Source organism: Treponema paraluiscuniculi Cuniculi A, from assembly GCF_000217655.1.
GTDB lineage: Bacteria > Spirochaetota > Spirochaetia > Treponematales > Treponemataceae > Treponema > Treponema pallidum.
Genome location: NC_015714.1, coordinates 562,194 through 582,463, shown reverse-complemented (window position 1 = coordinate 582,463; position 20,270 = coordinate 562,194). Strand labels below are relative to the sequence as shown.

At 53.2% G+C, this 20,270-nt stretch carries 19 protein-coding genes and 1 tRNA gene; 14 read left to right on the top strand and 6 right to left on the bottom strand.

What is annotated here, in order from left to right:
- Window positions 1-57 precede the first annotated feature (57 nt).
- Entirely contained in the window at window positions 58-1,779 is a 1,722-nt protein-coding gene (locus TPCCA_RS02655; protein WP_013945180.1) for a diphosphate--fructose-6-phosphate 1-phosphotransferase, read from the top strand.
- On the opposite strand, the gene era is transcribed toward TPCCA_RS02655, so the two are convergent.
- From era to TPCCA_RS05325, 4 genes are all read right to left on the bottom strand, one after another.
- Window positions 1,776-2,735 carry a GTPase Era gene (gene era, locus TPCCA_RS02650; protein WP_010881988.1) on the bottom strand — a complete coding sequence of 320 codons (960 nt, stop codon included), beginning with the start codon at window positions 2,733-2,735 and terminating at the stop codon, window positions 1,776-1,778. The two genes, TPCCA_RS02655 and era, sit on opposite strands and share 4 nt — an antisense overlap.
- A 129-nt stretch (window positions 2,736-2,864) precedes the next feature.
- Complete coding sequence (locus tag TPCCA_RS02645) at window positions 2,865-3,230, bottom strand: anti-sigma factor antagonist (RefSeq protein WP_013945178.1); 366 nt, start codon at window positions 3,228-3,230, stop codon at window positions 2,865-2,867.
- 185 nt (window positions 3,231-3,415) lie between these two features.
- Window positions 3,416-3,488: transfer RNA gene (locus TPCCA_RS02640), tRNA-Asn, on the bottom strand.
- A gap of 21 nt (window positions 3,489-3,509) precedes the next feature.
- On the bottom strand, window positions 3,510-3,731 hold the full coding sequence (locus TPCCA_RS05325; protein WP_193386041.1) for a hypothetical protein: 222 nt from the start codon (window positions 3,729-3,731) through the stop codon (window positions 3,510-3,512).
- Here TPCCA_RS05325 and TPCCA_RS02635 point away from each other — a divergent pair.
- The 12 genes from TPCCA_RS02635 to TPCCA_RS02580 all read left to right on the top strand — a co-directional run bounded on the left by TPCCA_RS02635 (window position 3,703) and on the right by TPCCA_RS02580 (window position 14,721).
- Complete coding sequence (locus TPCCA_RS02635) at window positions 3,703-4,962, top strand: phosphoglycerate kinase (RefSeq protein ID WP_013945176.1); 1,260 nt, start codon at window positions 3,703-3,705, stop codon at window positions 4,960-4,962. The two genes, TPCCA_RS05325 and TPCCA_RS02635, sit on opposite strands and share 29 nt — an antisense overlap.
- Window positions 4,963-5,112: 150 nt before the next feature.
- Window positions 5,113-5,862, top strand: coding sequence for a triose-phosphate isomerase (gene tpiA / locus TPCCA_RS02630; protein WP_013945175.1), 750 nt, complete (start codon window positions 5,113-5,115; stop codon window positions 5,860-5,862).
- 148 nt (window positions 5,863-6,010) lie between these two features.
- The gene (secG, locus tag TPCCA_RS02625; protein ID WP_013945174.1) at window positions 6,011-6,427 is read left to right on the top strand and encodes a preprotein translocase subunit SecG; all 417 of its coding nucleotides are present in this window, start codon (window positions 6,011-6,013) and stop codon (window positions 6,425-6,427) included.
- A 128-nt stretch (window positions 6,428-6,555) separates the two neighbouring features.
- Entirely contained in the window at window positions 6,556-6,768 is a 213-nt protein-coding gene (locus TPCCA_RS02620) for a hypothetical protein (RefSeq protein WP_193386062.1), read from the top strand.
- A 3-nt stretch (window positions 6,769-6,771) separates the two neighbouring features.
- Entirely contained in the window at window positions 6,772-7,797 is a 1,026-nt protein-coding gene (locus TPCCA_RS02615; RefSeq protein WP_013945172.1) for a V0D/AC39 family V-type ATPase subunit, read from the top strand.
- Window positions 7,790-9,475, top strand: coding sequence for a V-type ATPase 116kDa subunit family protein (locus tag TPCCA_RS02610; RefSeq protein ID WP_013945171.1), 1,686 nt, complete (start codon window positions 7,790-7,792; stop codon window positions 9,473-9,475). Before TPCCA_RS02615 ends, TPCCA_RS02610 begins: the two co-directional genes overlap by 8 nt.
- A 1-nt stretch (window position 9,476) precedes the next feature.
- Window positions 9,477-9,773, top strand: coding sequence for an ATP synthase subunit C (locus TPCCA_RS02605; protein WP_013945170.1), 297 nt, complete (start codon window positions 9,477-9,479; stop codon window positions 9,771-9,773).
- A gap of 21 nt (window positions 9,774-9,794) precedes the next feature.
- The gene (locus tag TPCCA_RS02600) at window positions 9,795-10,112 is read left to right on the top strand and encodes a V-type ATP synthase subunit F (protein ID WP_013945169.1); all 318 of its coding nucleotides are present in this window, start codon (window positions 9,795-9,797) and stop codon (window positions 10,110-10,112) included.
- Window positions 10,113-10,117: 5 nt separating this feature from the next.
- Window positions 10,118-10,744, top strand: a complete 627-nt coding sequence (locus TPCCA_RS02595) for an ATPase (protein ID WP_013945168.1) — start codon at window positions 10,118-10,120, stop codon at window positions 10,742-10,744.
- Entirely contained in the window at window positions 10,741-12,558 is a 1,818-nt protein-coding gene (locus tag TPCCA_RS02590) for a V-type ATP synthase subunit A (RefSeq protein ID WP_013945167.1), read from the top strand. The genes TPCCA_RS02595 and TPCCA_RS02590 overlap by 4 nt, the downstream gene beginning before the upstream one ends.
- Entirely contained in the window at window positions 12,555-13,997 is a 1,443-nt protein-coding gene (locus TPCCA_RS02585; protein ID WP_010881976.1) for a V-type ATP synthase subunit B, read from the top strand. The genes TPCCA_RS02590 and TPCCA_RS02585 overlap by 4 nt, the downstream gene beginning before the upstream one ends.
- Window positions 13,998-14,091: 94 nt before the next feature.
- A complete protein-coding gene (locus TPCCA_RS02580) occupies window positions 14,092-14,721 on the top strand; it encodes a V-type ATP synthase subunit D (protein WP_013945166.1) in 630 nt (209 codons plus the stop codon).
- A 47-nt stretch (window positions 14,722-14,768) separates the two neighbouring features.
- Here TPCCA_RS02580 and TPCCA_RS02575 read toward each other — a convergent pair whose 3' ends face one another.
- Both TPCCA_RS02575 and efp read right to left on the bottom strand, forming a co-directional pair.
- Window positions 14,769-16,775 carry a helicase-related protein gene (locus tag TPCCA_RS02575; RefSeq protein ID WP_013945165.1) on the bottom strand — a complete coding sequence of 669 codons (2,007 nt, stop codon included), beginning with the start codon at window positions 16,773-16,775 and terminating at the stop codon, window positions 14,769-14,771.
- 147 nt (window positions 16,776-16,922) lie between these two features.
- The gene (gene efp / locus TPCCA_RS02565) at window positions 16,923-17,486 is read right to left on the bottom strand and encodes an elongation factor P (protein ID WP_013945163.1); all 564 of its coding nucleotides are present in this window, start codon (window positions 17,484-17,486) and stop codon (window positions 16,923-16,925) included.
- A gap of 135 nt (window positions 17,487-17,621) precedes the next feature.
- Between efp and lon the strand changes: the two genes are divergently transcribed.
- Complete coding sequence (gene lon / locus TPCCA_RS02560; RefSeq protein WP_013945162.1) at window positions 17,622-20,267, top strand: endopeptidase La; 2,646 nt, start codon at window positions 17,622-17,624, stop codon at window positions 20,265-20,267.
- The last annotated feature ends 3 nt before the right edge of the window (window positions 20,268-20,270 follow it).

The window sequence follows — 20,270 nt, the reverse complement described above, 5'->3', positions numbered from 1 at the left end:
TTATGGGGGTGCGGCGGTGCGGTGTGCTATTTTTCGTATATGAAGGAGTAATCATCGATGAGTATTTCTCTCTTGCAACAGGAACGGCATCGCTACCTGCCAAAGGTCCCCGATCTTCTTCGGGGGGACTTTCGGCGCGTTTGTGCGCGTCGCGGCCTATCCACCACTGCGGTGGCAGACCATGACGCGTTGCGCTCTCTTTTTGCGCGGACCTACGGTCAGCCGCTGGTGAACTTCGTTAATGCTAGTGAGAAAAACGAAGATTCCCCCATGGAGACTGCACCTGAGCCGCGAGGATTACGTGTTGCCATAGTACTCTCAGGGGGTCAGGCACCAGGTGGTCATAACGTTATAGCAGGGCTTTTCGACGGATTAAAACGATGGCACGCTGACTCTGTCCTTATCGGTTTTCTAGGCGGTCCTGCGGGCGTGCTTTCTGGCGATCATATCGAGATATGCGCAGACCGTGTAGATGCGTACCGCAACACAGGTGGCTTTGACCTCATTGGTTCAGGACGCACCAAAATTGAAAGTGAGTCCCAGTTTACCGCCGCGGCGCAGACAGTCACGCGTATGGCGCTTGATGCACTCGTAGTTGTAGGAGGTGATGACTCCAACACGAACGCTGCCCTTTTGGCAGAACACTTCGTAAACAGTGGTATTTCTACCAAGGTTATCGGTGTTCCCAAAACCATTGACGGAGACTTGAAAAATGAGGCGATAGAAACCTCGTTTGGTTTTGACACTGCCACAAAAACATACAGTGAACTCATCGGGAACATTGCGCGCGATGCGTGCAGTGCCCGCAAGTACTGGCATTTTATTAAGCTCATGGGGCGTTCGGCCAGTCATATTGCGCTTGAGTGCGCGCTGAAAACACAGCCAAATGTCTGTCTCATTTCGGAAGAAGTAGCGGCGCAATCGTTAACGCTCGCACAGATCGTGCAGTCGTTGTGTGACACCATCGCCACGCGCGCACAACACGGTGAGAACTTTGGTATAGTGTTAGTTCCAGAAGGACTTATCGAATTTATACCTGAAATGAAGGCTCTAATTACGGAGCTCAACGAGGTGATGGCACGCCGCGCGCAGGAATTTGAGGCGCTGGACACTCCTGACGCGCAGCGCGTTTGGATAGAGCAGGCGTTGTCTGCTTCTGCTCGTGCGGTGTTTAACGCATTACCTGCTGAAATTTCCACACAGCTTTTGGCAGATCGGGATCCACATGGGAATGTGCAGGTGTCGCGCATTGACACAGAGCGTTTGCTCATTCTCCAGGTAACGGAGAGCTTAGCGCAGATGAAGCAGGAAGGTACGTACACCGGTGTTTTTTCCAGCATTGCTCATTTTTTTGGTTACGAAGGGCGATGCGCTTTTCCGTCCAACTTTGATGCAGATTATTGCTATACGCTCGGTTTGACCGCGTGTCTTCTGGCCGTGCACAGGTTTACAGGGTACGTAGCGTCGGTGCGTAACTTGACGTCTTCTGTAGCTGAGTGGGCAGTAGGTGGCGTGCCGCTTACTATGCTCATGAACATGGAGCGCCGACATGGAAGTCAAAAGCCGGTGATAAAAAAGGCGCTGGTTGACCTGGAGGGCATGCCGTTTCGGGTGTTCTCTCGTCGGCGTGCGAGTTGGGCCTTAAAAACAAGCTACGTGTATCCGGGGGCGATACAGTATTATGGACCTCCGGCTGTGTGTGACGAACCTTCAGTAACTATACGCCTTGAGCGGCCCGCCCCTGCGGCGAATTCCTCATTTGGGCACCGGTCATCCTAGTACAGAAGGGAGCTGAGTGTGTGGTCGCGTTGTCTCCAGCTGCGGTCTACCTTCACTCGTATATCAAGGGAAATATGGTAGGGGAGGAGTGTGCGTAGCGCGCGGATGGCATCTAGCCGTATGGCGCGAATAACCGCACCTTTCTTCCCCACGAGCACTGCCTTTTGACTTTCCCGTTCTACTGCAAGAAACGCGCGGCACCACAGTTCCCGCTTGCCGCGGCGCAGCTCCATGTCTTCCACTCCGGCGTATAGTGCGTGCGGCAGTTCGTCCCGGCAGCGTGCGATTGCCTGTTCTCGGATGAGCTCAGTGACGCGAAAGGCGATGGTCTGATCCGTGTAGCAATCCTGAGGGTACAGAGGCGCCGCTTCTGGCAAGAGATCTCTCAGCGTGCGCATGAGGGCATCGAGCCCAACCTGGTGCAGGGCAGATATTGTAAATACCCGATCAGCAGGGAGGTGGGGGAGTGCGGCGTGTAGCGCTCGTCCCAGGCTGCCGGCCCGCAGCACGCTGCCTTGCCTGTGTAAAAAGGCATGCTCGTCGCACGAGGTCGAATTGTGAAGGACATCCACTTTATTGAAGGCAAGCAATACGCGCGTTTTTTGATACGGGGCAAGCAATGCACAGATGGCTGCTTCTTCTTCTCCAAATTGACGGGTAGCGTCTACTAGGTACAACAGCACATCAGCATCCTTTACGTTACTGTGCACAAGGGACTGCAGGCGCAGATTAAATTTTCTGTCAGACCGGTGATACCCCGGGGTGTCCATAAAGACAATTTGGTCGGATTCTATATTTACGATGCCGCGCACCGTGTTACGGGTTGTCTGAGGTATAGGGGAAACTATGGACACCTTGTACCCGCACACGGCATTGAGAAAGGTTGACTTACCTGAGGAAGGTCTGCCGATGATGAGCGACACCCCACTTCTTGGGGAAGCGCCGTCCGTTACCATATGCACAGTGCTGAGTATAAAAGAAAGACGCTACCACTGCAGTCCGTGCAGCGGCACGCGGCAGCAAAAAGCTGTGGGATATCTAACCCTCCCGCGCGTGGGAGGGTTCAACCCATGACGAGGAAAAACCTACAGGGAGCCGGTCTGCGGCGGCGCAGAGGATCGGGCCCTTGCAAGAGCCTCGTCTACGCTTTCAGCGATGGGAAAATAATTCAGCAGCCGGGTGAGCTCAATCACTTTCTTTACAGAGCCGTGCACACCTGAGATAAAGAAGTGGATTTTTAACTTTTTCACTGTCGAACACAGATAGATGAGAACGCCAATCCCTGAGGAATCGATATACTCTACCGCCTCAAGGTCAATGACGATACAGCGCGGGCCCCTATCGAACAACTTCAGCACAAGGTCTTTAAGCTTGTAGGAATGATACAGATCCATGTCCCCACTGATGTCTACGACACATATTCCGCCACTCTGACGGACCTTCAACTCCATAGGCACCTACTCTCATGGGCACCAAGCCCCGCATTTTTCCGATAGAAACCAGGCGCACACAGACCCACGGGACGCTGCACGGCCCATTCTAAAAAAGCTGGAAGTACTGCCCCCAAGGGGCCACAACCCGTGAAAGACACACCACCTTCCATGAGAATTCTTAACTGAAAGAACCAAAAACATCACTCCCCCGCGCGGGCTCGAACCACGGACCCAATGGTTAACAGCCATTTGCTCTACCAACTGAGCTACAGGGGAATCAGTACCCGCCGGGGTATATCATTCCGCATAGAAAATGTCAACAATGACGAAGGATCTGTGCCCCATCCCGTACGCGTGCAGGGCGCACAGGCAGGGGAGCAGTGATGTGAGGCGTCCGACCGATGCGGATATTGAATCTTTTTTTGAAATATAGTGAGAATCAGCCGCAACGTGTGGCGGATGGGGTAACCCCTGCGTCAAAAAGGAGGAGATGATGCTGAGGACTTGTAAAGATGTCACAATGCGAGGTGAGCGTGTTGTCGTGCGTGTTGATTTTAACGTACCGATGCGTGATGGTATGGTGCAAGACGACACGCGCGTCACTGCAGCAGTTCCTACTCTGCGGTACATCATCGAGCAGGGGCCGCGACACGTAGTGCTCATTAGCCATCTTGGAGACCCTACCCGTGATGCGGATAAGGCAGAGGGGAAAGCTAAGAAAGATGGTTGTCCCTTTGACCGCCACGCATTCATTAACGGCAAACACCGGCTTAAGCCGGTTGCGGACTGCCTTGCAAAGAAGTTGGGGGTGCCGGTGCATTTTGCGCCTTCCTGCGTCGGGCAGCGTGAATTTATTGAAGGGCTGTCTGACGGTTCGGTAGTGCTTTTGGAGAATGTGCGCTTTCACCCCGAGGAAACATCTGGTGATGCGAAGGTGCAGGAGCAATTTGCGCGGGAGCTTGCCCAGTATGGGGACATTTTTGTTAATGATGCGTTCGGCACCGCGCACCGTGAACATGCATCTACGGTGGTACTCCCGAGACTTATGCGTCGCAGAGTGGCCGGTCTTTTGATAGAGCGGGAAGTGAGGTACCTGGAACCTATGGTATGCAACCCGAAGGTGCCAATGGTGGCGGTTGTCGGTGGTGCCAAGGTATCTTCTAAGATAGCAGTCTTGGAGAGTCTGCTTCGAACATCGACGGCGCTTATCATCGGGGGAGGGATGGCATACACCTTTTTGAAAGCGCAAGGTGTGGGTGTAGGTACCTCCCTAGTGGAGGATGACTTTATCGACACTGCACGTATGCTGTTGCAAAAGGCTCAAAGTGGTGGTGTGTCGGTGGTATTGCCGGTCGATCACGTATGTGCGTCCACGTTCTGTGCGGATGCGCAGCCAGTTGCGGTGGACGATGTGCATATTCCTATGCACTTGATGGGTATGGATGTTGGTCCGCGTACGCTTGAGCAGTATCGTGCGCATTTAAAGGGAGTGAGCTCCGTGTTGTGGAATGGTCCGGTAGGGGTTTTTGAGTTCGATGCCTTTGCACACGGTACACGGGTGCTTGCGCAGTTGATAGCAGAGGCGACGGATGCGGGTGCTACGTCGGTAGTTGGCGGAGGAGACTCTATTGCAGCAGTCAGTAAGTTTGGGCTTGCAAGTCGCATGAGCCATGTATCTACGGGGGGTGGCGCATCGCTGAAGCTCTTTGAGGGTAAAGTTTTACCGGGCATTTCGTGTCTTGAAACATAGGATATAGTGGTGCCGTGAGATTTTCCCTTGGGTTGGGGTGAGATCTCCTGGCGAGGGTATGTCTCTGCGGTGGCTCTATAGAACAGTTTCTCGTGGAGCTATCGGCGGGGTGTTTGTGGTGTGAACGAAAGGATGTGCTAAGGAGGGGGTATGCGCGGCTATTTTATCGCGGGGAATTGGAAGATGCATAAAACGTGTGCGGAAGCGGTGGCGCTTGCGCAGGAACTCGTGCGGGAATTACGGGGTGGTCCGCACACATACATGATTGCGCCGAGTTTTACCGCTTTAGACGCGGTGGGGAAGGTGCTACGGGGAAGTAACGTACTTCTTGGCGCGCAGGACGTGAGTAGTGAAGAGTGGGGGGCGCATACTGGAGAGGTATCCGTCCTTCAACTCGAAGACCTGGGGGTACAGGTAGTCATCGTGGGGCATTCCGAACGGCGTCATGGGCGTGGGGAGAATGATAAGCTTATCAATCAAAAGGTCAGACGCGTGTTAGAAAGCGGTTTGCGCGTCATCTTATGCGTCGGCGAGCGACTCCAAGAGTATGAAGCGGGGTGTACCTGCGAGGTAGTGGGAACTCAAGTGCGCGCAGGGATGGCAGACGTGTGTGAGTCACTCATGCATAATGTAACTGTTGCGTATGAGCCTGTGTGGGCAATTGGTACAGGTAAGACTGCCACTCCAGCACAGGCGAATGCGGTTCATGCCCATATTCGGTCAGTAGTCTGCGAGATGTATGGCGCGGCTATCGCAGAGGCACTGTGTATTCAGTACGGCGGATCCATGAAAGCGGAGAACGCGCGGGCACTGTTGGCTGAAGAGCACATTGACGGGGGACTCATTGGCGGTGCTTCGCTGGAGGCTGCGTCTTTTGTTCCTATCGCGCGCAGCGTGTAGAGAGTAGTAAAGGATTCTGGGTGGTGTGCGGTATTGCGTAAGCAGGTTTCTTTTTTGTGCCGTTCACATGGTCGTTTTTCTGTTCTCGGGGCAGGGGGTGAAAGGTTGAAGTCCTTGTTTTTGCGCACGCTTTGGTGTAGCATGAGGCATGGCTGTGCTGAGCGTTATGATACTCTCACTCCTGGTGGTGGTCTGCCTTCTGGTGGTCGCGCTAGTGCTCTTGCAGACTGAAGAGGGAGATGGGCTTGGTGGCGTATTTTCGGGCGGTTCGCGTTCTGCCTTTGGTTCGCGCTCCGCTTCGGTCCTCACGAAGACTTCCTACGTTATGGTAGGGCTCTTTTTTGGTTTGACTTTCTTTCTCGCGTTGTTGAACCGGGCTCCGGACGACACGGGCTTGCAGAAAGCGGCGCAGCAGAAGCAAGCCGAGACGGCTGTGGAGTGGTGGAAGCACCCTCCGAAGGAAGGTGCTGGTGCTCCAACGTCTCCTGAGTCTACTGGTCCTGCCGCAGGGAATTCCTCGGGCTCTGGGATAGCGGTTCCTCCGTCCCCTGAGGTACGGGAGTAGGTCGATGTGCTCGCTGAGTGTCGGCCGCGTGGGTTGGTAATATGGATAAAGGGGTGATGGTCCGCCTAGCGGAGGTGGAGGATGCGGCCGCTGTCCTCGTGGAGAAGGCGCAGGAGCAGGCGCAGCGGATGTGCGAATCTGCAGAGGCGGCAGGGGAGACCTTGGTGAAGGAAGCGGAGGGGAGCGTGGTTGAGGCGCAGGAGCAGGCGTGGCATGAGGCCTGTGCGCGGATAGACGCTCAGAGAAGGGAGGCGTGTGGACAGTTGGAACGCGAGCTTTCTGTGCTGGAGGAGGACGTGGAGCGCTTCGAAGCCTTCCTTGATGGTTTCTTTTTTGGGTAGTGTGTGGCTGTGGAGCGAGATGTCGCGGATGTGTTCGTCTATGCGAAACTATCCGGTTTGTGTGCTCGGCTTTGGGTTGGTGAGCGCCTGGGTACCCTGCAGGGTGTGGGGACGCTGTGTGATCTCTGGGTGCGCCTTTTTTCTGAGCCTGCCCCTAGGTCTGCTGGTGCACATCTGGTAGGTCTGATCCAGCGGCGGGTGGAGGCGTGTCTGCTGCGCGATTGTGTGCGTGCGGCATCGTGCTATCAGGAACCCCCTTCGCTTTTTTCCGCGCTGCTTGCTCGTTACGACTATCTCTACCTGAAGACGCTCTCTTCTTCTGAGAGTCAGGCGGAGTTTCGCGTCTGCCAACCGCCAGATTTGGGTCGTTTTTCCCTTTTTCGTTGGGAAAAGTGGCCGTGTATCGAGGCTGTCACTCGGGGGAGCCCAGTTTCCTGGTACAACCGCGTGCCTCGGGGTGATGAGCGTGTCTTGTGGGATTTGCGCTTAGATCAGAGTTACTACCATGCGTTGTGGCAGACATTGTGTTCTATTCCCGAAGATGATCGCGCTGCATGTTCCCGGTTAGTGCGTGAAGAAGTGGCGTTGTACGCTGTTGGGTGGGTACTTCGTCTGCGCATGTTCTATGGTGTGCAGAAGAAAGACGCTCCTTCTGAGCTTTCTTCTAACGGTGCGATACGCAGGTGTCTGGGGACGTGGTGGAAATGCGTCCTGTTTGCGTGGGATTGTTCTCTTACTGAGCGCGGGGCGTGGGGTGGATGGCGCTATGAGCGCTTCTTAAATAATCCTGTGGATGGGGTACAGTGGGAGCCGGATCTAGACGCGTTTGAACGTGCGGGCTCCCGTTTTCTGTATTGTCTTGCGCGCACGGTTTTTCATGCGCAGCTCTTTACTCCTGCGACGATCGTCGCATTTTTTATGATGAAGCGCTTTGAAGCGCGTGGCATCTGTGCGCTTGCAGAATGTATACATGCAGGGAGTGCGCGTACGCTGCCACGTGAGTTCTTGGGGGAAGCAGCTTATGTTTAGATCGCAGAGGATGAAGTTCCTCGAACTTGTAGTGCTTGAACGGGATGTGGACCGAGTACTGGAGTACCTGGGAAAGACGGCGCTTGTCCATTTGCGTCTTTCCGCCGCGGCGTGTGGCAGTTCTTCCCACTGTGCGCAGAGCAAAGAGTATGTCGGCCGTCTTGAAGAAGCGTGTAAGTACCTGGGTGTCTCTGGCGAGTGCGCGTTTTCTCCAGGGGATTCTTTGCCTACCGAAGAAGACTACACGTCGGCACAGGAGATACTTGCAGAAGTTGACGCTTTGCACGCACGCGAACGAGAGGGTGATGCTCCCTCAGTTCCCCGTGGGAAGAGTTCTGTAGCCCATGATTCTGCCAACGAAGAGCAGTTTCAGGGTGAGAAATGTGCGCTCAGCTCGATGCGAGGCCCGGCACTGTGTGCGCTGCTTAGGCGTTTTGCGCTGCAGGAACGTGTGCACCGCACGCGTGATGCGCTTGAGTCTACCCGGCATACCTATCGTATAGCTGGCTGGTTGCCAGCACATGAGGCGAAGGACCTCGTTGCAGGATTGGACAACGTGACCACAGGGAGGATGGCAGTCCGCCTGTTTGAACCACAGGAGCTGTCTTTTATCAGGGATGGCAGCGAGCATGTGCCGGTGTGTTACCAGCATGGCCGTTTTGTGCGTAGTTACGAGCGTATGGTGTCTAGTTATGGTTGTCCCCCCTACGGGCTCGTCGATCCGACTCCTTTCGTTGCTTTCTCCTATGCGTTGCTTTTTGGGATTATGTTTGGAGACCTCGGGCAGGGTCTCCTCTTTTTCGTACTTGGTTTGCTACTGCGGACGCGGCGTGTACGTGCGCTAAATAGATGGGCACACCTTGACTACGTGTTCTTGTCCGTAGGTTTCTCTAGCATGGTGATGGGTTTTCTGACAGGGGAGTTTTTCGCTCATGGTACGCTCCTCGCTCCGTTGATTCGCAGCGTTACTGCGCTATGTGGTGGAGTGCCACGCGATCACATCTTGCACCTAATGCCTTCTCATGGCTCTCTGCACACGCTCATGGCCTTTTTCGGCTTTACGCTTTTTTTAGGATTTGTTATTAATTCGCTGGGCCTTATCATCAACATTGTCAATCAGGTGAGACTGCGCCATGCGCTTGCAGCAGTGTGTTCAAAAACGGGAGTGTGCGGACTCCTCTTTTTTTGGTACATGGTTGCCCTTGCAGTGCGCATACCACTTTTTGGAATTCCATTCGGGGTCTTTGACGCGGTTGCAATGGGCGTGCCTCTCGTGGGTATTTTTTGTCAAGAGTTTTTGGAGCGTATGTGCAAGCGTGTACGTCCGTGGTTTCCTGAAGGTGTTGGCATGTATCTAATGCGCGGTGTTATCGAAATGGTCGATGTGGTGTCGGGATTTTTCTCCAACTCCATGAGTTTTTTGCGCGTGGGAGCCTTTGCCTTGTCCCATGCGGTACTAAGTTTTGTAGTGTTTACTATGACGCAATTCGTTGGTGGCTACGCTTCACTATGGGGCATACTCGTGTACGTGTTTGGGAATGGAGTCATTATCTTTCTAGAAGGGTTGATCGTTGCCATTCAAGCGGTTCGGCTGCAACACTGCGAGTTTTTTTCAAAGTTTTTTACCAAAAGTGGGAGCGTCTTCGCACCGTTTAGGTTTGAATATCAGGAGGATTAGTATGGGTTGGAAAAGAGCATGGTTTACGGGTGTGTTTGCTGGCTTGTGCGTGCTCCTTAACGCGGAGAGTCAGCCGCCATCTCATGTAGATGGCGGCTTAAAATACATTGCCGCAGGACTCGCGGTGGGGCTCGCTTGCGTTGGGGGAGGCCTTGCAGTAGGTAAAATCGGGGCTGCAGCGATGGGGGCAATGAGTGAGGATCCTGAAATTTCAGGAAAGGCACTTCCCTTTATCGGTCTTGCAGAAGGCATTTGTCTGTGGGGTTTTTTGGTCGCATTGCTTATCATCTTGCTTTGACGTGCGTCTGGGGTGTCATCAGTGACGTATTGCATAATTGGAGAGCAAGAACTGGTGTTGGGTTTTTCCTTAGTAGGGGTGCACGGTTTTGTGGTGCATTCTCCAGAGGAGGCAGCGCACGCATTCTCCCAGGTCACGCGTCCCCCCTCTGGAGACCGTCCCGCGCAGGTCCTCATACTTACCCAGCGCGCTATGTCTTACCTGAGAGAGGAGGTGCGTGCGTGGCAGATGCAGGGGGAGTTACCCTTTGTCGTAGAAGTTCCCGCTTTGCACGAACAGGGGAACGTACGCACGTCCCTGCGTGAATCAATTCGACAGGTTATCGGGGCAAAGGTATAGACTACATGGAAGAGCTGCGTTCAACAGAGGTGTTAGAAAGAGATATATATGCGGAGGCAAGGAAACGTGCCGATCATATACTTTCCTGTGCGCGGGCTGACTGTGCGCAGTTGGAAGCGCACGCTTCTGCACGCGTCCAGGACATCACGCGCGCCGTTGAGCAACTCTTTGCCCAGCGTATCGCCGCGTATGAACGCAATGCCCAGGCGGTTATTCCGTTGGAGCGTATCAGGCAGACAATCCGTGCCGTTGACACGCGCGTGCAGCGTGCACTGGCTAGTTATTTTGAAAAGATAGGGGAAGAGAAGCGGCTACGGGTCCTTGCTCGTCTACTCGAACGCTATGCACCGCTTATCGGCGAGCAAAAAATAACGGTACGTTTCTTCGGTTATTGCGAGTCGCGGGTGCGTGATCTTCTCAATCAGGCGCTTCCACGTGCTGTCCTGCGTTCTCTCACCCCCTTTGATAAGGCTGAGGCCTGGCGCGCACAGTGCAGTGATGGGTTGACTATTGAGACGGAGGACGGGACGCTCCAGTGTCGGGGTACAATCGAGGAGATCTGCGCGCAACTTTTGTCTGAAAAGAGACAGGAGTTGGCGTGTGCCCTGTGCGGTAATGGAGTGGTAGCGTGATCAAAGACGATGTGGTTATAGGCCGTGTAGTGAGGGTGTCTGGTCCCATTGTGTATGCCGAGGGCCTCTCTGCGTGCAGCGTATACGATGTTGTCGACGTAGGGGAAGCATCGCTCATTGGAGAGATTATCCGGTTGGATGAGAGTAAGGCGGTCGTGCAAGTATACGAGGATGACACAGGTATGCGAGTCGGGGAGAAGGTGACAAGCTTGCGTCGACCACTCTCAGTCCGCTTAGGGCCTGGATTAATCGGCACCATTTATGACGGTATTCAGCGCCCACTTGAGCGCCTCTTCCAAGAAGACGGCGCCTTCTTGCGTCCTGGTGCGCGTTCACAACCGCTTGATGGCTCTGTACGCTGGGATTTTCGTCCTCATTGTAACGAGCGCGGTGAGGCCCTGTGCGCGGGGATTCCGATTGCACCTGGGTCAGTGTTAGGGACCGTGCAGGAGACTCCTTCTGTTGTGCACACTATCACGGTTCCTCCTGACATCCGGGGGAGCGCGCTATCTTCGTTCAAGGGCGCAGGTGCTTACACAATAGATGAAGAAATTGGACGCACTGATCTTGGTGAGCCGCTTTTTCTATCCCAGTACTGGCCAGTGCGTCGTGCGCGTCCTTTCAGCAAAAAACTTGCAGTGTGTGAGCCACTAGTTACTGGACAGCGGGCGATTGATGTTTTCTTCCCCCTATCAAAAGGAGGAACGGCGGCTATTCCAGGGGGATTTGGAACTGGGAAGACAATGACGCAGCATGCCGTTGCCAAGTGGTGTGATGCAGATATTATCGTGTACATCGGCTGCGGAGAGCGGGGCAACGAGATGACAGACGTGCTCTCTGAATTTCCCAAACTCATCGATCCGCGCACAGGACGCTCTCTTATGGAGCGGACGATTTTGATCGCAAATACGTCCAATATGCCTGTGTCCGCACGCGAGGTGTCGCTGTATTCAGGGATTACCCTTGCGGAATACTACCGTGATATGGGTATGCATGTGGCCATCATGGCTGATTCTACCAGCCGCTGGGCGGAGGCGCTGCGTGAATTGTCTGGGCGCATGGAAGAAATGCCTGCGGAGGAGGGATTCCCTGCGTACCTTCCGACGCGTCTTGCAGAATTTTATGAGCGCGCAGGACGCGTGGAAACCTGTGTGGCGCGCGAGGGCTCTGTGAGCATCATTGGTGCTGTTTCTCCCCCGGGTGGAGACTTCTCTGAGCCGGTGACGCAGCACACAAAGCGCTTCATCCGTTGCTTTTGGGCCTTGGATCGTGAACTTGCACACGCGCGTCATTACCCTGCCATTGGGTGGATAGATTCATACTCTGAATATGCGCAGGAAGTAAGTGCATGGTGGAGTAAGTATGAACCGCGCGCAGGCGCGTTGCGCGCCGCAGCCTTGGATTTGCTGAGAAAGGAACAGCGGTTACAGCAAATTGTCAGGCTTGTCGGTCCTGATGCGCTGCCTGGAGAAGATCGTCTGGTGCTAATGGTGTGTGAAATGATCAAAGGTGGCTTTCTGCAGCAGAACGCTTTTGATCCGACGGATGTGTTCTCCTGTCCCGAAAAGCAGGTGCAGATCTTGCGTACCATAGTGGATTTTCACGAACGTGCCGTGGTGCTGCTGCGTGCAGGTATTTCGCTTTCTGCGCTGTCCCAGCTTTCGTGCCGGGAGCTCATCGTACGTATGAAAACTACGTACGGGAATGAGGATGTACACAAGATGCAGAAAGTGTACGACACGATGTGCACTGAGTTTGACCAACTGAGTGTGTGTGCTGCCGCGCGCACACAAGGGGGGGAGAAAGTCGAATGAAGGGAGTGTGGTATCGGGGTCTGTCCTCCATCGACGGTCCGATCGTGGTGGCAAAGCGCCGGGAAGGTGCATTCTATGGGGAGATTACGGCCATCCGTGATCGCTTCGGTGCTCTGCGTACCGGCAGGATAATTGATCTTTCTCAAGAGTGTTGTCTGATTCAGGTGTTTGGCTCCACGCTTGGGCTCAGCCTCGACGGTGCCTGCCTTGAGTTTTTGGACGTGCCGATGCAGCTGCGTGTCTGTGAGGGTTTGATGGGGCGGGTATTCGATGGATTAGGGAGACCAATCGATGGTTTCCCAGAGGTGCTCTCTTCTCAATTGCGTAATGTGAACGGCTATCCTATCAATCCGTACGCGCGCGTATATCCGCGTGACTTCATTCAAACCGGTATTTCTGCTATCGATGGTATGAATACGCTCATTCGTGGGCAGAAACTGCCGATCTTCTCTGGGAACGGCCTTGCGCACAACCGTTTAGCAGCGCAGATTATCAGACAGGCAAAAATTCTTGGCACGGATGAGGCCTTTGTGATGGTATTCGCGGGTATGGGTATTAAGCACGATGTGGCCCGCTTTTTTGTTTCTTCTTTTGAAGAAACAGGGGTACTGTCAAAGGTGGTGATGTTCCTGTCGCTTGCAGATGCGCCATCTATCGAGCGTATTATCACACCACGCTGTGCATTAACCGCAGCTGAGTATCTCGCCTTTGAAAAGAACAAGCATGTATTAGTCATTTTTACAGACATGACAAACTACTGTGAGGCGCTGCGGGAAGTTTCCACCACACGAGGGGAGGTACCCGGGCGTAAGGGTTATCCGGGTTACCTGTATTCTGATTTGGCAGAACTGTACGAGCGCGCAGGCAGAGTGAAAGGATCCTCCGGTTCGGTGACGCAGATTCCGATCTTAACTATGCCGAATGACGATATTAGCCATCCGATCCCTGACCTGACCGGGTACATCACCGAAGGACAGATTGTGTTGCAACGCGATCTATCTCAGCGGGGCTTGTATCCGCCCATTGGGTGTCTGCCCAGCCTATCTCGCTTAATGAAAGATGGTATCGGGGAGGGTATGACACGCGCAGATCACCATGCGGTTTCAAGTCAGCTATTTGCTTCATACGCAAGAGTACAAAGCGTACGGAGCCTTGCCTCGATTGTCGGAGAAGAGGAATTACCTGCACTCGATAAGTGTTATCTGCGCTTTGGTGACTTGTTTGAGCAGTACTTTCTCACGCAGGATGAGCATGAAGATCGGAGTATCAGTCAGACGCTCGATATCGGGTGGAGTTTGCTCTCACTTTTGCCGCGCACCGAGCTATATCGTATCGACCCAAAGCTTATCGATCAGTACCTGACTGCTTCGTGCAGCGCGGTGAGTGATCAGTTGCGAAAGGCGATAGAGGAGGCCCGCACCCCGGTTGCGGACGCGTAAAGACCATGTGTCCTATAAGGCTCTTGGAGAAGGGTGATTTCTTTGCGGCGCTCCCTTGCTGTGTGTCTTGGCCACGCAGGGAGAGGATACAGAGGTGAAAACACCTTTAGCTCCCACCAAGTCGAATTTGGCGTATGTAAAAGATCAGTTGGGTTTGGCTCGTGATGGTTATCGCTTGCTTGAGCAAAAACGAGAAATCCTCTTTATGGAGCTCACTTCTCTCTTGGAAGAGGTGCATCTTCTAGAGACTGAGCTTGATAAGCGTCGGAAGCAGGCGTATGCGTCGCTGTGGCAGCTGCTTCTTGCACAGGGCCGCGATGATATTGCTGCCTGTGCGCTCGTAACACCGGTGCCCTGCCGTGTGCAGCAGGAGGTGCTTTTAATTGCTGGATTGCGATTTCTCCGTCTGGATGCAGTGATGCAGCCACCGAAGCTGCAGTATGCTGCGCTCGGCTCCAGCGCGTGCATGGATAGAGCGCGGGAGGACTTCGGGTTACTGTTGCAAACACTCACGAGAATGGCATCCGTACAGACTATCGTATGGAGACTCGCGTCAGAAATGAGAAAAACACAGCGACGTGTGAATGCGCTGAGCAAGCAGATAATCCCACAGATGTGCGAGACGCGCATGTACATCGAAAGCGTGCTCGAAGAGCGCGATCGGGAAAGTACTTTTGTGCTCAAATCGCTAAAGGCGCGCAAGGATTCTACAACCACCCTTTAGCACTCATCCGGCTGTACGTCCTGCGCTGCTGTTGTTCCGGGCCGACGCTACCTCAGGGAGGCGCGTCCGACACGCACTCTTCTTTTCCGCGGCCCTTTGCGTAGGGTGCTCTTCTTCAGGAAAGCTGCGCGCGTGGGGGACGTGCCGTGCTTCTCAGCGCGGCCCCTACGTTCTAGCAAAGCAGGAGCAATGAGCTCAGCAATTTTTTTCGAAAGGGGAGAAACGGACATTGCATACATACGAGACATGCGCACGATCTCCCCGGCTACAATAAACTTCGGCCGGTCTTTATACACACAGGACCCAGGATGAATGTGAATACACTCTGCAGTGAGCGAGCGATACGAATCGCGGTGTTCTTGCACGCACACGAACTGTATCATGCCCGTGCCCACGCAGATTAAGTATTCTTCCACGGTCCCGCCCGTTAGCAGAGGGAATCCCATGCCACTTACGATAAGCTCGAGCTGCTCCTTTATGTTAGAAATCTCAGCCATAATCCGCTCGTCCAAATAGAAATGTTGGCAAAAGGAATGTTTGTTATTTTCTTGCGCATACGCGCGGTAGATCCGCAAAAAAGACACGAAATCCCCCATGGGATCGGAGAACGTGCCGTGTGCCTTTTTTGTTTTTTCTTCCTGATCCTCTGAAAAGATTAGCGGGCTGCGAGCAGACAGAAACGCTGCAGCGATAAGTACGTCGTCAATAGAATGGGGATAGCGCCGCAGCGCCTCTACAATCATCCGGGACTGCCGAGGACCGAGCGGAAACAGGCACATCATTTTTCCAATTTCACTCAGACTCCGGTCATCTTCTAACGCGCCGAGCAAGCGCAACGTGTCTTCTGCGCCGATAATACCATGGGTACCAGGAGGAGAAATAAAATCAAAGTGTTCGAAATCGTGGATACCGAGTTCTGCCATGCGCATGACTACCTCAGACAGGTCAGTGCGGTAGATTTCTTCAAGGGTGTACGGTTCACGCTGCTCAAAATCATCGCGCGAATATAGGCGATAGCACGTGCCTGCGCGTACTCTGCCTGCGCGTCCACGCCGTTGGTTACACGAAGCCTGAGAAATAGGAGTTTCGTCCAAGCTTGCAGTATAGGAAAGCGGGTTATACGAATTTAACTTCACCAAACCAGAGTCAATGACGGTAGTTACATCGTCAATGGTGATGGATGTTTCTGCAATATTTGTTGCGATGACGACTTTTCTTTTTCCAAATGGCGCGCGGTTAAAAACTTGCTCTTGTTCTTCTTTACTCAATCTTCCATAGAGGGGCAAAAGAAAGAGCTTGCGGAACCAACGTTCATGGGAAAGACGGGTAATACAATTTTTAATAGAACGCTCCCCTGGCAGAAAAATGAGTATGGCACCTTTGTCCCTTGAAGCGATAACACGCTCAACGATACAAACGATCTTTTCTAGCAAGGCGGCCTCCGCTTCCTTTGTATGAGTAGATGCAGGCGTATCAGGAGGATCGAAAATAACAGTGACCGGGTATGCAACCGCATCTATTTTGATGACAGGGCACTCATTGAAATAGCGGGAAAACATGGCCGTGTTGATTGTGGCAGAGGAGATGACGATGCGGAAATCATGCCGCTGTTGCAAGACGCGCTTAAGCAATCCTAAAATAAAATCAATGTTGAGACTCCGCTCATGCGCTTCATCTACCATGATGATGGAGTATTTACTGAGGAGTGGGTCGAGCTTCATTTCTTGCAGAAGGATTCCATCAGTCATCACTTTTATTTTTGTTTCGACATCTGTGTGATCCTCAAAGCGCATTTTGTATCCGACAATGCCGGGCTGCACGTGGAGCACCTGCTTGGCAATGAACTCGCTTACAGAGAGGACAGCAATTCTACGCGGCTGGGTGACGCCGATAGCACCACCTTCATTGTATCCTGCTTCATGAAGAATGAGCGGCAGCTGGGTAGTTTTCCCAGATCCGGTGGGGCTTTCGACAACAATGACGTGATGGTGCGCGAGTGCGCTAAGAATTTTGTCTTTCTGAGAGTAGACGGGCAACTGCTTGTAACTGAACATGATTGCAAGCTCCTCTTACTGCGTGTGGATAGGACAGGATAGAAAAAAGAACCAGAAGTGGGAGTGGTGCGAACGGGCGGTAGGGAGCGTCCGCACGCGCACTGCGCGGACGGTGCTGAGAGTACAGAAAGACGGAGCGACCAAGCGCTAGTCATTGACACGTTCTTGATATTCATTCGTCTCTGTATTTATCAAGATCTTCTCTCCTTGCTTGATAAATAGGGGAACGCGCACGACAAGACCCGTTTCGGTAGTCACAGGCTTTGTGGCGCCAGAGACGGTATCCCCCTTAAGATACGGCTCGCTGTGTGCAACACGGAAAACCATTTTGGTGGGAATTTTTATGTCAATGGACTCCCCGTTCCAAATTAGGATGTCGTACTCGTCCCCTTCGCGCAAGTAGCGCTCTCTTCCTGGGACATTCTCTTTGGAAACGAAAATCTGTTCAAAACTGCGGGTATCCATAAAGACGAAGCATTCCCCGTCATCGTACTGATACTGAGCGCGGTGGCTGTCTACAACCGCATCTTCAACTGTATCTGAGGTCTTAACTGTCTGAGTGAGCACAGAGCCGTCACGAAGATGTTTCATTTTAACGCGCGCAAACGCAGCACCCTTACCCGGGTTTACGAACTCGCGCTCGACAACCAGGTACGGAGCACCTTTATGGAGCAGGACCGTCCCCTTTGCGATATCTCCCCCTCTAATCATGTAATTCCTCTCTTATCTCCTAGTAAACGTCTTGCACGACCTGCGGGGCCGCAGTATACCGCGCAGGTATATTTTTTAAAAGGCCTCGAATGGAGGCATTGACTTTTCGTCCATTGCCTGGATACTGGGCGCCCTATGGCGAAGGACACTGATATTGAGCACGACGCGCATGAGCCGGCCGGGCACGGGGATGTGCGTGAGTCTGCCGTGGAGAATCCGTCTGCTTCGGCAGTTTCTGACGGGGAGGAGCGCGCCACGTTTGCGCCGGAGGTTGCTCCGCAAACCGATACCGAGTCAGCGCAAGGTGCAGCACAGGAGTCAGAGCCAGAGGTACAGCGCGCAGGAGAAGCTGAAAAGGGTGTACCAGAGAAGGCTAAGGCAGTAGTGCCGCTTGATGAGTTGTTGCCGCAGAAGGTCCACTTAATTCCGCTCACCGGACGGCCTATCTACCCGGGTATTTTTACTCCGCTTCTGATAAGCGATGAGGACGATGTGCGTTCGGTGGAAAGTGCGTACAGCGATAGTGGTTTTATTGGGTTGTGTTTGGTGAAAACCGACACGCAAAACCCAACTATCAGTGATTTGTACGAGGTAGGATCGGTCGCTCGTATTGTGAAGAAGATTAATCTGCCAGACGGTGGGTTAAATGTTTTTATTTCTACACAAAAACGTTTTCGCATCCGCAAGCACGTGCACCACAGCAAGCCTATCGTAGCGGCAGTGCAGTACCTGTCCGATCTTATTGAGGGGGATCCACTCGAGATAAAGGCACTTGTGCGTGGCCTTATTGGGGAAATGAAGGAGCTTTCTGAGAACAATCCACTTTTCTCAGAAGAAATGCGGCTGAATATGATCAACATTGATCACCCCGGCAAAATCGCCGATTTCATCGCGAGCATCCTGAATATTTCAAAAGAAGAGCAGCAACGCACGCTAGAGATTCTGGATGTGCGCAAGCGCATGGAGGAAGTCTTTGTATATATCAAAAAAGAAAAAGACTTATTAGAAATCCAGAGAAAGATTCAAAATGATTTGAACAGTCGGGTGGAGAAAAACCAACGCGAGTATTTTCTGCGTGAAGAGCTGCGTTCCATCAAGGAAGAGCTGGGTCTTACCACCGATCCAAAGGAGCGTGATCAGCGGAAGTTCCGTGCGCTAATAGATTCGTTTCACTTTGAAGGGGAAGTGAAAGAGGCTGTGGAGAGCGAATTGGAAAAGCTCTCCCTTACAGACCCGAACTCCCCTGAATATTCAGTGGGTCGAACGTACCTCGAGACGGTGCTCTCTTTACCTTGGCACGCTCCTGAGAAGGAGGAATATGACTTAAAGAAAGCTCAGAAACTGCTTGATGAAGACCATTATGGACTCGAGAATGTCAAAGAACGGATCGTGGAGTATTTGGCGGTGCGAAAGTTACGCGCCGATACCAAAGGCTCTATCATCCTGCTGGTAGGTCCGCCGGGTGTGGGAAAAACCTCGGTGGGCAAGTCGATAGCGCGCGCCATCCACAAGCCCTTCTTCCGTTTCTCGGTTGGAGGGATAAGCGATGAGGCCGAAATCAAAGGGCACAGACGTACTTATATCGGCGCCCTGCCGGGTAAGGTGCTACAGGGGTTGAAAATAGTAAAAACTAAGGCTCCCGTGTTTATGATCGACGAGGTGGACAAGATTGGTTCTGGCGCGCGCGGCGATCCTGCGGGGGCTTTGCTGGAGGTGCTTGATCCGGAGCAGAACACTACGTTCCGCGATCATTACTTAGATTTGCCCTTTGATCTCTCTCATATCGTGTTCGTGCTCACTGCCAATAGCACCGATCCTATTCCCCGTCCACTGCTGGATCGCGCTGAGATTATCCGTCTTTCCGGTTATATCGATACGGAAAAGGTTGAGATCGCAAAGCGCCATCTGGTGCCAAAAACGCTGGAGAAGAATGGTTTAAAGCGTGCGTGCGTCTCTTATCGGAAGGAGGTGTTGCTACACCTGGTTCATTCTTATGCGCGGGAGTCTGGGGTACGGGGGCTAGAAAAAAGCCTTGACAAGCTGCATCGCAAGCTTGCCACCGAGATCGTGTTAGGGAAGCGATCGTTTGATGACAAGTGTTTGATGGATGAAGCTCTCATAGGGACCTTTTTAGGGAAGCCCGTGTTCCGCGATGATATGCTCAAAGACGCGAACAAAGTTGGTACTGCGGTGGGTTTAGCCTGGACTGGCATGGGGGGAGACACGCTCCTTGTTGAGGCAATTACTATACCAGGAAAAGCAAGTTTTAAGCTCACTGGGCAGATGGGAGCGGTTATGAAGGAATCCGCTTCTATTGCCTTGTCCTGGCTGCGCCGTTACAGCGCGCAGCAGCGTATCGCTTCGCCGAATTGGTTTGAAAAGCGCGCAATACATCTGCATATCCCCGAGGGCGCAACCCCAAAGGACGGTCCGTCCGCGGGGATTACCATGACCACCACGCTCTTCTCGTTGCTCACCCAGCAGAAAGTAAAGCCTCGCCTAGCGATGACTGGAGAACTCTCACTGACCGGACAGGTGCTCCCCATCGGGGGATTGAAGGAAAAGACTATCGCCGCACGGCGCGGTGGTATCAAGGAGATCATCATGCCAAAAGCGAATGTGCGGGATCTGGACGAAATCCCCGAGCACGTCAAGAAAGGCATGGTGTTCCACCTAGTTGAATCGATGGAAGAGGTCCTTTCTCTCGCCTTCCCCAAGGGGAAGCGTGTCCGTACTGGCACTGCCGCCCAATCTGTTTCTCCTGAAACCCTTACAGGCTGACGT

Bases quoted from the DNA above. Each gene is read 5' to 3' on its own strand.
- TPCCA_RS02655 (WP_013945180.1), top strand. From the start codon at position 58: ATGAGTATTTCTCTCTTGCAACAGGAACGGCATCGCTACCTGCCAAAG.
- era (WP_010881988.1), bottom strand. From the start codon at position 2,735: ATGGTAACGGACGGCGCTTCCCCAAGAAGTGGGGTGTCGCTCATCATC.
- TPCCA_RS02645 (WP_013945178.1), bottom strand. From the start codon at position 3,230: ATGGAGTTGAAGGTCCGTCAGAGTGGCGGAATATGTGTCGTAGACATC.
- TPCCA_RS02635 (WP_013945176.1), top strand. From the start codon at position 3,703: ATGATGCTGAGGACTTGTAAAGATGTCACAATGCGAGGTGAGCGTGTT.
- tpiA (WP_013945175.1), top strand. From the start codon at position 5,113: ATGCGCGGCTATTTTATCGCGGGGAATTGGAAGATGCATAAAACGTGT.
- secG (WP_013945174.1), top strand. From the start codon at position 6,011: ATGGCTGTGCTGAGCGTTATGATACTCTCACTCCTGGTGGTGGTCTGC.
- TPCCA_RS02620 (WP_193386062.1), top strand. From the start codon at position 6,556: ATGTGCGAATCTGCAGAGGCGGCAGGGGAGACCTTGGTGAAGGAAGCG.
- TPCCA_RS02610 (WP_013945171.1), top strand. From the start codon at position 7,790: ATGTTTAGATCGCAGAGGATGAAGTTCCTCGAACTTGTAGTGCTTGAA.
- TPCCA_RS02605 (WP_013945170.1), top strand. From the start codon at position 9,477: ATGGGTTGGAAAAGAGCATGGTTTACGGGTGTGTTTGCTGGCTTGTGC.
- TPCCA_RS02595 (WP_013945168.1), top strand. From the start codon at position 10,118: ATGGAAGAGCTGCGTTCAACAGAGGTGTTAGAAAGAGATATATATGCG.
- TPCCA_RS02585 (WP_010881976.1), top strand. From the start codon at position 12,555: ATGAAGGGAGTGTGGTATCGGGGTCTGTCCTCCATCGACGGTCCGATC.
- TPCCA_RS02575 (WP_013945165.1), bottom strand. From the start codon at position 16,775: ATGTTCAGTTACAAGCAGTTGCCCGTCTACTCTCAGAAAGACAAAATT.
- efp (WP_013945163.1), bottom strand. From the start codon at position 17,486: ATGATTAGAGGGGGAGATATCGCAAAGGGGACGGTCCTGCTCCATAAA.
- lon (WP_013945162.1), top strand. From the start codon at position 17,622: ATGGCGAAGGACACTGATATTGAGCACGACGCGCATGAGCCGGCCGGG.